The organism is Ruegeria sp. 6PALISEP08, assembly GCF_001238295.1.
Lineage (GTDB): Bacteria > Pseudomonadota > Alphaproteobacteria > Rhodobacterales > Rhodobacteraceae > Ruegeria.
On sequence record NZ_LGXZ01000003.1, the window covers coordinates 163,061 to 176,814 of the forward strand.

Annotated in this window: 14 protein-coding genes; 1 reads left to right on the forward strand and 13 read right to left on the reverse strand. The window is 55.0% G+C overall.

The window, feature by feature from the left end; translation table 11 throughout:
* Nucleotides 1–2 precede the first annotated feature (2 nt).
* The 13 genes from ALB80_RS06245 to ALB80_RS06305 all read right to left on the reverse strand — a co-directional run bounded on the left by ALB80_RS06245 (nt 3) and on the right by ALB80_RS06305 (nt 12,502).
* A complete protein-coding gene (locus tag ALB80_RS06245; protein ID WP_050603180.1) occupies nt 3–1,310 on the reverse strand; it encodes an ATPase in 1,308 nt (435 codons plus the stop codon).
* Nucleotides 1,311–1,427: 117 nt separating this feature from the next.
* Nucleotides 1,428–1,973, reverse strand: coding sequence for a prepilin peptidase (locus ALB80_RS06250; RefSeq protein ID WP_050603181.1), 546 nt, complete (start codon nt 1,971–1,973; stop codon nt 1,428–1,430).
* Between the two features lie 3 nt (nt 1,974–1,976).
* Nucleotides 1,977–2,828, reverse strand: coding sequence for a lipopolysaccharide assembly protein LapB (locus tag ALB80_RS06255; protein WP_050603182.1), 852 nt, complete (start codon nt 2,826–2,828; stop codon nt 1,977–1,979).
* A gap of 26 nt (nt 2,829–2,854) precedes the next feature.
* Complete coding sequence (locus ALB80_RS06260; RefSeq protein WP_371255957.1) at nt 2,855–3,439, reverse strand: tetratricopeptide repeat protein; 585 nt, start codon at nt 3,437–3,439, stop codon at nt 2,855–2,857.
* A 15-nt stretch (nt 3,440–3,454) separates the two neighbouring features.
* On the reverse strand, nt 3,455–4,429 hold the full coding sequence (locus tag ALB80_RS06265) for a type II secretion system F family protein (protein WP_050603183.1): 975 nt from the start codon (nt 4,427–4,429) through the stop codon (nt 3,455–3,457).
* A 9-nt stretch (nt 4,430–4,438) separates the two neighbouring features.
* Nucleotides 4,439–5,407, reverse strand: a complete 969-nt coding sequence (locus ALB80_RS06270; RefSeq protein ID WP_050603184.1) for a type II secretion system F family protein — start codon at nt 5,405–5,407, stop codon at nt 4,439–4,441.
* 11 nt (nt 5,408–5,418) lie between these two features.
* The gene (locus ALB80_RS06275) at nt 5,419–6,861 is read right to left on the reverse strand and encodes a CpaF family protein (RefSeq protein ID WP_050603185.1); all 1,443 of its coding nucleotides are present in this window, start codon (nt 6,859–6,861) and stop codon (nt 5,419–5,421) included.
* Nucleotides 6,862–6,885: 24 nt separating this feature from the next.
* Nucleotides 6,886–8,124, reverse strand: a complete 1,239-nt coding sequence (locus tag ALB80_RS06280; RefSeq protein ID WP_050603357.1) for an AAA family ATPase — start codon at nt 8,122–8,124, stop codon at nt 6,886–6,888.
* Between the two features lie 199 nt (nt 8,125–8,323).
* Nucleotides 8,324–8,956, reverse strand: coding sequence for an OmpA family protein (locus ALB80_RS06285; protein ID WP_050603186.1), 633 nt, complete (start codon nt 8,954–8,956; stop codon nt 8,324–8,326).
* A 17-nt stretch (nt 8,957–8,973) separates the two neighbouring features.
* The gene (locus tag ALB80_RS06290; RefSeq protein ID WP_050603187.1) at nt 8,974–10,380 is read right to left on the reverse strand and encodes a type II and III secretion system protein family protein; all 1,407 of its coding nucleotides are present in this window, start codon (nt 10,378–10,380) and stop codon (nt 8,974–8,976) included.
* A 194-nt stretch (nt 10,381–10,574) separates the two neighbouring features.
* Complete coding sequence (gene cpaB, locus ALB80_RS06295) at nt 10,575–11,456, reverse strand: Flp pilus assembly protein CpaB (RefSeq protein ID WP_050603188.1); 882 nt, start codon at nt 11,454–11,456, stop codon at nt 10,575–10,577.
* 292 nt (nt 11,457–11,748) lie between these two features.
* Nucleotides 11,749–11,976, reverse strand: a complete 228-nt coding sequence (locus ALB80_RS06300; protein WP_050603189.1) for a hypothetical protein — start codon at nt 11,974–11,976, stop codon at nt 11,749–11,751.
* 298 nt (nt 11,977–12,274) lie between these two features.
* The gene (locus tag ALB80_RS06305; RefSeq protein ID WP_050603190.1) at nt 12,275–12,502 is read right to left on the reverse strand and encodes a Flp family type IVb pilin; all 228 of its coding nucleotides are present in this window, start codon (nt 12,500–12,502) and stop codon (nt 12,275–12,277) included.
* Nucleotides 12,503–12,855: 353 nt separating this feature from the next.
* On the opposite strand from ALB80_RS06305, the gene ALB80_RS06310 reads away from it, so the two are divergent.
* Complete coding sequence (locus tag ALB80_RS06310) at nt 12,856–13,722, forward strand: lytic transglycosylase domain-containing protein (protein ID WP_050603191.1); 867 nt, start codon at nt 12,856–12,858, stop codon at nt 13,720–13,722.
* The last annotated feature ends 32 nt before the right edge of the window (nt 13,723–13,754 follow it).

Consider the following 13,754-nt stretch of genomic DNA (forward strand, 5'->3'; position numbering starts at 1 on the left):
CGCTATTTGACGATTTTCTCGTCTTTTACGAACATGTTGGCCCAAGCGCGCTCGATCAGGTCGGGGCTCATCTGATAGGGGATGCCTTCGAACTCGCAGATCGAGATCATCTGATCGATCAGGAAGATCGGTTGATAGTTGGCGTAGATGTTGTTGATGGTCGGGTATTTGACCTTCAGCAGGTGCACCAGTGCTGCCTCATCCAGCGGCATTCCGCGTTTGCGGGCCACCATGGCAAAGATCTTCAGGAAGTTTTCCTGGTTTGGGCCGTCGATCTTGATCTTGAAGAAGATCCGGCGCAGGGCGGCTTGGTCGAAGATCTCGTTCGGGTGGAAGTTGGTCGAGAAGATAACAAGCGTGTCGAAGGGCACCTCGAACTTTTCACCCGATTGCAGACCGAGGATATCCTTGTTCTCTTCCAGCGGAACGATCCAACGGTTGACCAGAGCCTGCGGCGGTTCGGCCTGACGGCCAAGGTCGTCCACGATGAAGATGCCGCCGGTCGACTTCAACTGCAACGGGGCCTGATAAGTTCGGGCGGTCGGGTTGTAGACCAGATCCAGCATGCTCAGCGACAGTTCACCACCGGTCACAACCGTGGGTCGTTCACATTGCACATAACGCGAATCGAAACGTTTGCGGCGGCGCAGGCTATTGGGATCATCGGGCTCCTGTTCGATCGCGGTGTGCACGATCGGGTCATAGACCGTGATCACCTGACCCGCATATTCAATGGCGTAAGGCACATAGACATTGTCCCCCAGCGCGTCGCGGATACCGTTCGAGATCGAGGACTTACCGTTGCCCGGAGGGCCATACATCAGAATCGACCGGCCGGCGCTGACCGCAGGGCCCAGATGGTCCAGCAGGCTGTCGGGTAGAACCAGATGACCCATTGCACCAACCAGTTGTTCCCGTGTGACCTGAATATTCCGGATCGACTGGCGTTTGACTTGTTCGCGGTAAACATCGAGCGGCACGGGCATCGCGCCGAAGTACTCTGACTGGCTCAACGCGTCCAACGCGCGGGCTTTGCCTGCATCGGTCAACTGATAGCCCATCTCGTTGCCGCTGTTGGCATTCAGTGTCCCGGTCGCCTCAAGCAGCTTCTGGTCGCGTGCGATGTCGACCAGCTCTTGCGTGACCGAACCGGGCAGACAGATTGCCTCTGCGATTTCGGAAACGGTGCTGGCGTTTTTGCGGAAGACGGTCTTCAGCAGAATGTCCCGCATCATTACCAGCGGAAGTCTCATTTCACCCAATCCCTTGGGGGTAGGGGGGGCCATAACAGAGGAAGTCTGCATATTCATGCGCGTTGCTCGTTCATCAAAATGTCACGCCAAATGCCCGAAAGTGGGCGGTTTGGAGGAAAAATGACCCAGCTTTGTGGCGGGACAAAGGCAATGGCAAGGCGTGCTGATGATAGTTTACGATCCGAGAACAGTACCCAAAATCAAATACATGGCCAGTGTTCCAGCCAGAGCCAGCCCCATTGGAAACTGCTTGCCGCGATCCCAGCTTTCCCAATGTGGTGCGATGGCCCGGAGAGGGGTGTGTTTGGCCAGTCGGTGTGTGATAACAGCGGCCAGAATACAGGCGGTCAAGATCATTACCATCACCTTGAGATCACCCAGCCAGACAAAGGCTGATGCTGCGGCCATGAACTTTGCGTCGCCGGCACCCATGGCACCTGACGCGTTCAGGATGATGCCCAAAAGCAAGACAACAACGATATGAAGCAGCTGCCAGACATAAATAGGCAACGACACGGAATACGGACCAAGATGACCGCCCAGCCAGCCCGTGGACCAGGGCGGGATCGCAATCAGGCCGACCAAAATAAAGACCAATGCTAATGCATAGACGGCATGGTTCTTGATCCGCATTTCACGCATATCGGTGAAAGCAACGTAGAAGCAAATCGGCAGCACGAACGGCAGAAACCAGGCCGCAGCGGCTGCGGGGATGTGCATGTATCAGGCCCCTTCAAGCGCGCGAAGCGAACGCACCGCCTCGTCGAAATGCTGCGGGTGGGTGGAAATGGCTTCGCGGAACAGGTTCTTGGCGGTTGTGACATCGCCCTGCTTGACCGCAGAAATCGCCATCGTATTCAGCAAGCGGGCACGCTCGACCTGTGTCATTGGAACGACGGGCAGGTTATAGTTGCCCTGCGCTGAACGGGCCAGAACCAGATTGTTCTTGGCGGTGAACAGAGAATTGTCCTGACGAATAGCGTCGGAGAACAGGCGCTCGGCCTCGGCATATTGGCCCCGGGTCAGCTTCGAATAACCCCAATTGTTCATCACGCTGCCCGGACGGGTGGTCAAACCGATGGCTGTTTCATAGAAATGATCGGCCCGCTTCCAATCTTTGCGGGAGTCCGCGACCACTGCTTCAAGGCGATAGCGTTTGAAGGTCTCGAATGTCGGAGGAACTGAATCCAGAACGGTCTTTGCCTGCGTCCAATCACCACTGCGCACCAGCGCATCCGCATACTCGACCTTGTCCGCGGTATTCGTGCCCTTCATCGTTGTCACGCGTTTCCAGGCGGCTGCGGCCTCGGTCGTCCGTTTGGCTCGGCCCAGCGAAATGGCCAGCCCTCGCTGAAGATCGATCCGGTCCGGATTCTTGAGCGCGGCCCCATGAAAATAGGTCACGGCCTCATTCGGGTCGGCGGCGCTTAGCAGAACTTCGTTCAGATTGGTTTCGTCAATGACGTTCACCTCTTGAAAGGTGCGTTCAACCTTTTCCTCTTCGGTTTCCTTTGCACAGGCCGAAAGGACCAGACCGCTGACAATGACAGTCGGAATCAAGAATTGCTGGCGCATTTTTTGCGTCCTTTACTGCTCTTTCCTCAATTCTGGATCTTGCGGAGCGTAAATTGCCCGTCGCCCTGCTGTTCCAGTGTGTATTCTTGTTCTTGAGGAGCAGTATTAACAGGATTTTCCATTTTTGCGAGAGCTAAGCGCAGATTGTCCCGGATTGCGTCACTTTCGCCATTGTCCAGTGCAAATGCCCTTTGAAAAACCTGCGCGGCCTCGGGGTATTCCTGTTTTTCCATCAACAGGACGCCGAGATTGTTCCAGGCGACGGGCCAATCCGGCTCATCTTCGACCGCGCGTCGCAGGAGTTTTTCGGCCTGGCCTAAGCGCCGCAAGCCAAGATTGGCTGTTCCCAAAGAGGTCAGGACCTGCGTTGTCATACCCTGATCCAGTGCCGCGCGGGAAAAGGATTCCAATGCCAGTTCGTATTCCCCGGCGGCCATCAACCTGTTTCCGACCGTTATGCTGTCTTCAGCTTGCCCCTTGTTATCGACGCCTGGCGCATCCAGTGCATCGGGGGACACCCCTTCCGTGCAGGAAGCCACCACGGCGCAAACCATGGTGGCTTTGAGGATACGGCGAAACCCCACAGGGAAGCACCAGAATTCAGCTTTCATAGGGTTCTATCCGCCCTAGCGACCAAAACTCGAAATGACGTTTGCCGACGGGCCGACCAGAATGATCAGCAGTGGCGGAACTGTCAGCATCATTGTGACAAGAGTCATCTTGGTCGGCAACTTGTTCGCAGCCTCTTCGGCGCGCATGACCCGTTTATCGCGCATCTCGCCGGCGTAAACCCGCAGAGCTTCGGCAATCGATGTACCGAATGTGGCCGATTGGATCATAACGGTTACAAAAGAGGTCACATCCTGCACCCCGCACCGCGTGCCAAAGTCCCGCAGAACATTATCTTTGTCCTTACCAGCCTTCATTTCATGGGCGACGATTTCGAACTCCTGGGCAATTTCCGGGTAAGAGGAACTCATTTCGCTGGCGACACGCACGATGGCCTGATCCAGAGATTGTCCAGCTTCGACGCAGACCAACATCAGGTCAAGCGTGTCTGGAAAGCCTGCGGTGATCGCTTCCTGCCGCTCGGCCACGCGGCGTGTGATCCAGTACTTGGGCGCAAAATAGCCAATTGCGGCGGGAACAAAAACCCGGATCATCATCTGTTGACCGGTGAACTCCTGATCACCGGCCAAAACTGTGATCAAGAGAATGCCAACCATGATGCCAGCAATCCCAAGCGCAAACTGCGCAAAATGAAAGAAACGCACCGAGTCCTTTGATCGGTACCCGGCCTGACGCAGCTTCAGCTCGACCGCCGAATACTCCTCCTCGTTCTTGGGCTCAAGGAAGTTCGCGAATTTCTCAAGCTGTTCGTTGCGGCCGGAATTGCGCAGACGCTCTTTCTTGTCCTTGGGCTGCCTTTTAGGGGCAGCGTTCGACCGCTGCAGCTTCTTCAGCGGGTCTTCAGGCTGATTCACCATCAGCAACACGGCCACGATAATCAGAAGCAAGCCGAGGACGCCTACAGCTATGAGGGGTCCGAATTCACCCAGGTTCTGGGTCAAAAGGTCATTGATGCGCGTCAGAAATTCCATTGGCTTTCCTCAGACCTTGATGTTGGTGATGATCTTCATGACGATCAGGTTCAGCGTCAGAAGTATGCCGACGACGAAACACGCGGGGATAAACCAAGGGTGGTCCATAACGTCGTCGTAGTATCCAGGGTCTTTGACCAAGATGAAAATCAAACAGGCGACAGGAAAGCCGGACAGGAACTTGCCTGACCACTGCGCTTCGGCAGTGATGGCTTTCACGCGGCGGAACAGGCGGAAGCGCGCGCGGATCACCTGTGCCAAACCTGCCAGAATCTCAGCTAGGTTACCGCCTGATTGTTGTTGAATGCCCACAGCCACGGCCAAGAAACGCAAATCCTGATTGTCCAGGCGTTCAGCCATGTCTTTCAGCGCCTCGCCGACCTCGCGGCCATAGGCACATTCGTCGGCGATAACGCCGAACTCAGTGCCCAAAGGGTCTTGGACTTCGTTTGCAACCACTTGAATTGTCGAAACAAACGGGTTTCCGACGCGCAGAGAGCGTACCATCAGTTCAACCGCATCAGGCAGCTGTTCTTCAATCATGCCCATACGTTTCTTGGCTTTGTGGTTGACCCAGGCGTAGACGCCACCGATGCCGATAGCGATGGAAATTGCGATGCGCAGAGTCGTATCCGTCGCGGTGCCGATGCTTAGGCCGACAAAGGCCATCCCAGACACTAGGGCCATAATCATGATCAGTTGACGCGGAGAGAACGCAATTGCCGCCTTTTGCGCCTTGTCAGCAAGCAGCGAATACAGAGGGATGCTCTGCGATTTCATATGCTGCTGCATTTCCTTGCGCAGCTGCTCCAGCACCTGTTCGCGCCCGGCACCCTTCTCCAGCATGTCTAGACGTCGGTTAACCCGGCTGTTCAGGCTGATGGATTTGCCGAAGGCAACAAGATAGATGCCCTCAACCAGGGCAAGGACCCCCACAAAGATGGCGACATAGATGATCGCCTCCATAGGCAATTGCATACCCGGTTCTCCTACATTGCGGTTGGGTCGTAGATCGACGCTGGCAGGTCAAAGCCCCACAGACGGAAGCGTTCCGAATAGTGGCTGCGCACGCCGGTTGCTGTGAAATGTCCGATAATCTTGTTGTCCGGTGTCAGGCCGACACGTTGAAAACGAAAGATTTCCTGCATTGATATGACGTCGCCTTCCATGCCGGTGATCTCGGTGATTGAGGTCATGCGGCGCGAACCGTCCTGCAAGCGGCTGGCCTGCACGATCAGATTCACAGCGGACGAGATCTGACTGCGCACTGCTTTGATCGGCATTTCGATCCCGGCCATCGCGATCATGTTCTCGAGACGCGAAATCCCGTCACGCGCCGAGTTGGCGTGGATCGTGGTCATCGAACCGTCGTGGCCCGTGTTCATGGCCTGCAACATGTCGATCACCTCGGCGCCACGCGTCTCGCCCACGATAATGCGGTCGGGGCGCATACGCAGGGCGTTTTTCAAACAGTCGCGAGGGCTGACTTCACCTTTGCCTTCGACGTTGGGCGGGCGGCTTTCCATCCGACCCACGTGGGTCTGTTGCAGCTGAAGTTCCGCCGTGTCCTCGATGGTCAGGATACGTTCGGCATCGTCGATAAAGCTGGACAGGGCGTTAAGCGTGGTGGTTTTACCAGAACCGGTACCGCCAGATACGATCACGTTCAGACGGGTCGAGACCGCCGCTTGCAAATACGCGGCCATTTCTTCGGTGAACGCACCGAAATTGACCAGGTCGTCGATGCCCAGCTTGTCCTTTTTGAACTTACGAATCGAAACCAGAGAGCCGTCAACCGCAACCGGGGGCACCATGGCGTTGAAACGCGACCCATCAGCCAGACGGGCGTCAACATAAGGGTTTGATTCATCAACACGACGGCCCACGGCAGACACGATCTTGTCGATGATCCGCATCAGGTGCTTTTCATCTTTGAAGGTAATGTCGCTGAGTTCCAGCTTACCTTCACGTTCCACAAAGATCTGTTGCGGGCCGTTCACAAGAATATCGTTGACCGTATCGTCCTGGAGCAGAGCTTCAAGCGGGCCGAGGCCGGTCACTTCATCATACAGCTCTTTGTTCAGCTGCGACCGGTCTTCTCGGTTAAGGACAATGTTTCTTGTTTCCAGAACCTCGCTTGCGATTGCGCTAATTTCTGCACGCAATTCAGCTTCGCCAGCGTTTTCCAAAGCGGCAAGGTTCAGGTTTTCCAACAATTCCCGGTGGAGTTCGATTTTGATCTCGCCCAGCCGCTCTTTACGCTTGCGATCACGGTCAGATCCGGCGAACTCGCCAACTTTCTTCTTATGGGGTTTGCGTGCAACTGCCGTTGTTGTGGGCGCAGCCTCTGCGACGGGCGCTGCCGGTTCAGTGGCTTTTGCCGGAGCTTTAACCGGCTGTGCAGCGGGCTGTTTTTTATATCTTGAAAACACGGCAGGTACCCCTTTGCGAAGATGTTAAGCTGCTTCTTCGGCGCTGCTGCTACCAAGGCTGTGAAGCGATTTCGCTAACTTGGCGATTTCCCGGCGCAACGGGTTCTTGGCGGCAGAATTTGCCAATGGCAGACCGTGGTCGCCACTTTGCATGACTGGCTTGCCCCCGTCGGGCAATTGCAGGTCGATTGAGATCCCCAAGCTTTCGCCCATTCGCTTTACACGGCTTTTTCCATTCAAGTCGGTGAACTTTGGCGCCCGGTTCAGCGCGAAACGCAATTTGTTGAAGGGCAGTTCCTCGGCCTGTAGCGCGCGCTTTAGGCGCAGAGCGTTCTGTGCAGATCGCATATCCAACTCAATCATGGCGAAATACACGTGCGCCGCCTGCAAGACCGTCTCGGACCACAGGACCAGCGTTTTGGGCATGTCGACAATGACGTAATCGAAATGCGTGCGCGCCATGTCGATGACGCGCTGGATATCTTCAGGTGTGATAAGATCCAGCGGCACCATGTCGGAAGGCGATGTCAGGACTTGAAGCTTTTCTTCATATGTTTGAAGGGCTTGCGAGAACACCTCGCTGTCCATCGAATCGGTGTCCGACAACATTTCAAACACTGTTTCGCGACGTGGCAGATCCAGATACGTGGAAACAGTACCGTACTGCAGATCGAGGTCGATCAAACAGACAGTGGGGGCATCCTTGTCGGACACACAGGAAAGTTCCCAGGCCAAATTGACGGCCATGGTGGTAGAACCGACGCCGCCGGCCAGTCCTTGAACGACAAACAAAGCGCCTTCTTTCGAATCCCCTTTTGCAAGGGGGACCGCAGCGGCCTGGGCCATGGCAACCGGATCGGGTTGCTTCATACGCTCGATGGCTTCCTGCAACTCGCCTTCAGGCAAGGGGTAGGGGACAAACTCGTCAGCGCCTTTGCGCAGCAATTGATGCAGCGAGGCGGGAGTGACGTCTTCAGCGATTAGAACAACTTTGATTTTCTTCTCTTTGGCCTGAGTGATGATCTCACCCATCAAAGAGAGGTTGTCTTCATCTTCGCCATCGATCGCCAACGCGACAAACTCAAGTGTTTCGGCCTCGGGTTGGCTGAAAAAGGCCAATGCTTCTGCAAATCCCAGGTCACCCCATCGTTCGCCTAAAATGGCTTCCATATCTTCGATCAAAAGATCGAAATTCTGGACATCCCGGCTGATTGTGCAGGCCAAAATTGCAGTATTGTCATCTTGCGGCGTCGCGCTGGTCATAAACATTATCCTCGTCGTGAGGGCTCAGCATGTCATATGAACGAAATCCGCCAGTTTGATGTGCTGTCGCCCCGATACGGTCAAATTTGGCCGCAGGTCACCCTATTGTTCACAAAATCGCTTTGAAGTTGGGCGAGAATTGGGCGCAAAAGAACCAATTGTAGGGAAATGGGCGACGATGTCGCCCATTTCGTGCGTATTATTGACCCGCGTCAGCGCCCTCTGTCGCTGTAACCTGTTCAATCGTACTTTTCCAAGTCGCGCTTTCGACATATTCGCGGTAAATTACTTCGGCGTATTTACCGTCCAGCAATTGCGGGTTGCGGTCAACGAAACCTGAAACCTCAGTTACCGTTCTGCGATTGCGGCGGTCCCGGTTCGGTGTTGCGATCAACGGTTGTGTTTTGCCAAAGGACACGACTGCTTCAAGGCGTGAACGTGAGATACCCTGCCGTTCAAGGAAAGCCACGACTGCCTGCGCGCGGCGCATACCCAGGCTTTTGTTGTAGCTGGTCGATCCCACTGCATCCGTATGCCCGTAAACACGGAATCGCGCTTCGGGGAACTGTTTGATCCAGTCGGCTTGTTGCAACAGAACACGTTGGGCCGATGCGTCCAGTTGCGAACTATTGAACGCAAAGTTGACCTGACTTGGCACATCTGCGGCAAAGCGGCGGCCGAGAATCTGAGCATATGTCAGTTCACCGTTCTGTACCTGGATGTTGTTCAATGTTGCGTTGCCGAATGTTCCAGCATCGATCTCGTATCCGGCCTCGCGCGTACATGCGGCGACAGCGACCGTAAGACCCAGTGTGATGATCCACTTTTGCATTGGTCCGATCCTCCTGATCAATCTAGGACATAGCCGTAGGAACTGCCGAAGTCTTGCCGTGCAACTTCTGATGCCCCTCCGGCGCCAGCACGCTGCGTCCGCGCTACCCTGCCATTGACGAACAGGTCAAATTCGCTGGGCGGTTTGACTCGGTCGGTCGGAAGGGCAAGTGCCTCTCCACGTGTCGGCGTAACTAGGTGCGCAGTGATGATAATCACAAGTTCGCTCTGCTGCCGCTGATAGTTGGAACTGCGGAACAAAGCACCCAGAACCGGTACATCGCCTAGCCACGGCACCTGATTGCTCAGATCTGCAAAATCATCCTGAATGAGCCCTGCAATGGCAAAGCTTTCACCATCGCGCAACTCGATCGTGGTCGTGGTTCGACGGGTGATGAAGCTGGGAACGGAATCGCCGTTGATTGTAAAATCTGAGCTTTGATCAATACTTGAAACTGCTGTTCCCATTTCAAGGTTGATCAGGTCGCCATCTACAACGCGAGGGATGAAATCTATCTCGACACCGAACGCCTTGTACTCGATGGCTACGACACCGTCATCCTGCGGCACGGGAATCGGAACCTCGCCACCCGCCAAAAACGTTGCTTCCTGCCCAGATAGGGCCGACAGATTGGGTTCAGCCAAGCTGCGGGCCAGACCTTTGCTTTCAAGCGCTTCTAGCAACAAGCGAACCTGCGTCGAACCAGCGCCAAACCCGAACAGAATCGCTCCAGTGTTTGTTTGCACGGCCGGGATGTTGTTTGCGAGAGCGTTGTTAAGTGAAAACTGGTTGTTGAGCGAGTTGAAACCACCAGTTACGTCTCCACCGCTGAAACCAAGCGATGCTGTCAGGCTTTTGGCGACGGAGCGGTTCATTTCCGCAAAGCGTACTTTCAGCATGACCTGCTGAACGCCACCGACCGACATCAGATTCGAAACGCGCTCAGGAGCATAGCGTTCAGCCAATTCCAGCGCGCGTGCCAGCTTGGCCGCGCTTGAAATCGTTCCAGACAACACGATGCCATCATTGGCGGTTCGAACTTCGATTGGTTCATCGGGAAGAATCTGACGCAGACGTTCCTTGAATTCTGAAACATCGGGCGAGACTCGCACCCGGACGTTGGCCAACAGGTTGCCGGCCCCGTCAAACAGGGTCAGTGTCGTCAGGCCCGGGGCCTTACCCAGAACGTAAATGGTCCGGTCCGACAGGGATGAGATATCTGCAATGCCCGCGTTGGCAATGCTGAGCTCTGCAAAGGGTTGCTCGCTTTCAACGACGATCGCGCGATTCATCGGGACATCAAGTGTTTCCACCGTGCCCTTCTTCACCACACGCAAAGTTTCAGCCCAGGCGGAATCTCCGACAGGACTTGCTACAAGCGTCAACCCCAGCAGGGTTGCGCTGATCCAGGAACGTAATGTCATGTGACCTGCCTCTCCGATCACGCCTCGTTTTTTGGGTCTTATGCCCTATGGGAAAGGAGACTGCGCGAAATCCGAATTTATTGCAATAATCAATGGTTTCCGGAATTTTCCTTATGTGGAGAAATGGCAACATTCACAAAGAAAAGAGCCGCGCACACGGCGCGGCTCCGATCTTGTAAGGTTCTGAATTGGCGTTAGTTTGTGCAGGGAATGGGCACATTTACGATCTCGCCGCCACGTCTGATGCGGGTCGTGCAAACTTGCTCGACTTGTTTCTCTGGCTCCGGGGCTGCGTCTTGAATGCCAAGCAGCTTGCGCTGGTCGACTTCAATCGTGGATGCAACGGATTCATCTGCGACACCCACCAGTGCCAGGGACAGTCGTCCGGAATTCTGGGCTTGCGCCAGTGCCGCAACCTGTTGCGGTGTAACTGCGACCGTAACCGTCCGTGCAATGGTTGTGTTGGCAACGTCGGAACCGGCTGTCTGGTCGACGGCAATGAGCTGAACGCTGGTTTCGATCAAACGGGTGATGCCGCCGTTGCCGTTGCCTTCCACAGTGCCGCTGGTGCCGGTCCAATAGATGTCAACATTGTCACCCGGCCGCAAAAAGCCCGACACGCCCGAGGCGACGTCAACACTGATCGCGAAGGCGCGCATTCCTTTTTCAAGGCGCGACGTCAGGCCAGCCTTTTCACCGGGTTCGGTGATCTTGACGCCCATGATCGCTTCGTCTTTTTCCATTGTCCTGAGAACAAAACGCTCATTGGGGCCGCTTTCCGGGAACAGAGCTGTGATCTCGGAAAAGGTGCCCTCAGGAATAGCGTTTTCCGGCCAGTCCACGGCGCGGATGTCTTCTTCAGTGAGACGCTCACCGTATTTCAGCAGGCGATTCGAGACGTAAACTGTTACCGTGGGGATGACTTCGACCTGAGCATTGGCCAGCGCCTCTTCTGCGGCGAGTCTCTGAAGGGCCAGCTCGTTCTGGTAGGCCGAAATATAGTTGCGTGCCATATAGACAGCACCCCCGGCCAGAGCAACGCCGACAATCAGGACAAGTCCGAATACCGCTCGCATGCGAGTACCTCTTTTATTGTTTGGTCGAATTCTTAGCGGCCAAGAGGTCGCTTTGAAACAGCCTAATGCCTAGCCACAAATTGTGTCGAAATGTGGGACAAAAATGTCTGATTATCAGATTTCGCGTTATCTTCAGCACAATTTGGCTCAGAAATGTCGTCCATTTGTCTGCTTTCCGCGGGATTGCAGACGGCAAAAAAAACGCTGCTCCGTTGAGGGGGGCAGCGTTTTTTGTTCAGCCAGCTCGGCACCATGTCGGGAAAAACGGGCCAATACGTAAGCCTGCTGAGCTTTAGTTGGTTCCCTCTGTGACAAGGCCACCGGCTGCGCTGTTTGAGCCGGTGCTGACTACAGAACTACTCATGGCCTCATTGATGTTGCCACCCATGCCGTCAACGCTTGAGCTGATGACGAGGAAGGTCGCACCCGACAATCCTATGACCACAGCGGTTAATACCACCCAGTCAACTGTCACCGCTCCTGCTTCGTCGGACTTAAACCGATTAAGGAACCTGAGCATGACTTTCTCTCCAATCTATTACGTATGTGTTTTCCGTAGCGTCACCCATAACTGGTTCGCTCGAATGGCGGAAATCGGGCCAAAAATTGATTTTGTTGGAATGGTTGAGGGCTTCGCGCTTTTTGACAGCAATTTTGTGCAGAGACACAGATGCGGGATCGCGACTTTTTGGGATAAGCGCCCAGCTATTCGTGCTGGTTCTAGCTCAAGTCTTTTGACTTCAAGTGGGTGGTCATGCATCGCAAAAAAAAGACCGCGCCAAGAAGGCGCGGTCTCGAATTCTTATAAAAGCAGAAGCTTAGTTGGAGCCTGCAGTCGTGATACCACCTGTTGCGGTGTTGCTGCCGGTGCTCAGCGACGCTGCGTTCAGCGCGGTGTTCACATCGGTAGCCAGGCCAGTCGCGCCAGCCGAAATCTGCTGGTATGCAACGGCTGCCAGGCCGATGACTGCTGCGGTCAGAACAACCCAGTCAACTGTTACTGCGCCGTCTTCGTCTTTGCGGAAGTTCTTGATGAACTTGATCATGTTACGTCCCTCCTAAAGGATCTAAAAAAGTTTAGTGAACCTCGGCGTCTTCCAGAGCTTTCTCTCTCAGTCCGCTCCCGATCGTCTCGGTATGGGACTATGTTTGCCTGTTAGGCGTGGCAGGAATTGGGCCAAACGCAGATTTTTTTTCGTGCAACTTAACTTTTTGGTCATGAAATTTGTAACACCTTGAAATAAAATGAAAAAAATTCTCCCTAAGCTGGTTCACTCATCCTTTGGCGATGCAAAATTGCGTCAAATGAGGCGAAATTGCCCCATTTCGCTTTGTTTTTCTGGCTTTGCGCGAAGATTCGGAGTTCAAATCGCCTAAAAAGAAAACATGAGGCAGGCAAATGACTCTCCGGACCGCACTTCATTGCGCCGGTGTACTGGCGTTTCTTCTATCGGGTGCCCCATCGGTTGGCGCGACCGAAGCTGAACCCCGCGGCGTGTACAAAAGGATCAAGGCCCCCAAATCCGGCGATCGTCCCCGGGTGACGGTGCAAATCACTGCGGAAGAACATGCGACACGCCCTTCAGCACCCAGCACAGGGGCAGAGATATCTGTGCCGGATGTCGTCGCACGGACAGAAGTTGCCCAACCCGTTCAACCAGAGACACAAGCCAAGCGTGATCCCAAAGGGTCGTACAAGGCGTTCTGGGACAGGATCTCGCCCGAAATCGGTCAGGGCGGGGCCGGGCGTCTTGATGCGGCTATTTCTGCCCTTGCTGCTACCAGCGTGCGGTCTCCCCGCCTGCAAACGCTTCAGAACATTGCGCAGCAGCAAGGCAAAGAGATCCTGCGTTCAACTGTTGGAACGAATGTCTCGCCAGCCCTTGTCCTGGCGGTGATCTCGGTCGAGTCCGCAGGGCGGGTGGATGCGATCAGTTCTGCGGGCGCACAGGGGCTTATGCAGCTCATGCCCGCCACGGCAGCTCGTTTCGGTGTGAAAGACAGCCTTCAGCCAGCTCAGAACATAGCCGGGGGTGTGAAGTATCTTAACTGGCTGATGGAAGAATTCGGGAATGATCCGATTCTGGTATTGGCCGGATACAACGCGGGTGAAGGTTCTGTGCGCAAGCACAGCGGCGTTCCACCCTACTCAGAAACACGGGATTATGTGCCCAAAGTTCTGGCCGCATTCCAGATCGCAAAGGCCTTGTGTGCCACGCCGCCCGATCTGATTTCTGACGGGTGCGTGTTCCAGACCTCAAACTGACTAAAGCCCGCCTTGATCCGGCGGGCCTTAGT

Excerpts from the sequence above, each read along its gene's own strand:
- ALB80_RS06285 (WP_050603186.1), bottom strand. The coding sequence starts at position 8,956 with ATGCAAAAGTGGATCATCACACTGGGTCTTACGGTCGCTGTCGCCGCA.
- ALB80_RS06290 (WP_050603187.1), bottom strand. The coding sequence starts at position 10,380 with ATGACATTACGTTCCTGGATCAGCGCAACCCTGCTGGGGTTGACGCTT.
- ALB80_RS06265 (WP_050603183.1), bottom strand. The coding sequence starts at position 4,429 with ATGGAATTTCTGACGCGCATCAATGACCTTTTGACCCAGAACCTGGGT.
- ALB80_RS06250 (WP_050603181.1), bottom strand. The coding sequence starts at position 1,973 with ATGCACATCCCCGCAGCCGCTGCGGCCTGGTTTCTGCCGTTCGTGCTG.
- ALB80_RS06280 (WP_050603357.1), bottom strand. The coding sequence starts at position 8,124 with ATGACCAGCGCGACGCCGCAAGATGACAATACTGCAATTTTGGCCTGC.
- ALB80_RS06305 (WP_050603190.1), bottom strand. The coding sequence starts at position 12,502 with ATGATCAAGTTCATCAAGAACTTCCGCAAAGACGAAGACGGCGCAGTA.
- ALB80_RS06270 (WP_050603184.1), bottom strand. The coding sequence starts at position 5,407 with ATGCAATTGCCTATGGAGGCGATCATCTATGTCGCCATCTTTGTGGGG.
- ALB80_RS06245 (WP_050603180.1), bottom strand. The coding sequence starts at position 1,310 with ATGAATATGCAGACTTCCTCTGTTATGGCCCCCCCTACCCCCAAGGGA.
- cpaB (WP_050603188.1), bottom strand. The coding sequence starts at position 11,456 with ATGCGAGCGGTATTCGGACTTGTCCTGATTGTCGGCGTTGCTCTGGCC.
- ALB80_RS06300 (WP_050603189.1), bottom strand. The coding sequence starts at position 11,976 with ATGCTCAGGTTCCTTAATCGGTTTAAGTCCGACGAAGCAGGAGCGGTG.
- ALB80_RS06310 (WP_050603191.1), top strand. The coding sequence starts at position 12,856 with ATGACTCTCCGGACCGCACTTCATTGCGCCGGTGTACTGGCGTTTCTT.
- ALB80_RS06255 (WP_050603182.1), bottom strand. The coding sequence starts at position 2,828 with ATGCGCCAGCAATTCTTGATTCCGACTGTCATTGTCAGCGGTCTGGTC.
- ALB80_RS06260 (WP_371255957.1), bottom strand. The coding sequence starts at position 3,439 with ATGAAAGCTGAATTCTGGTGCTTCCCTGTGGGGTTTCGCCGTATCCTC.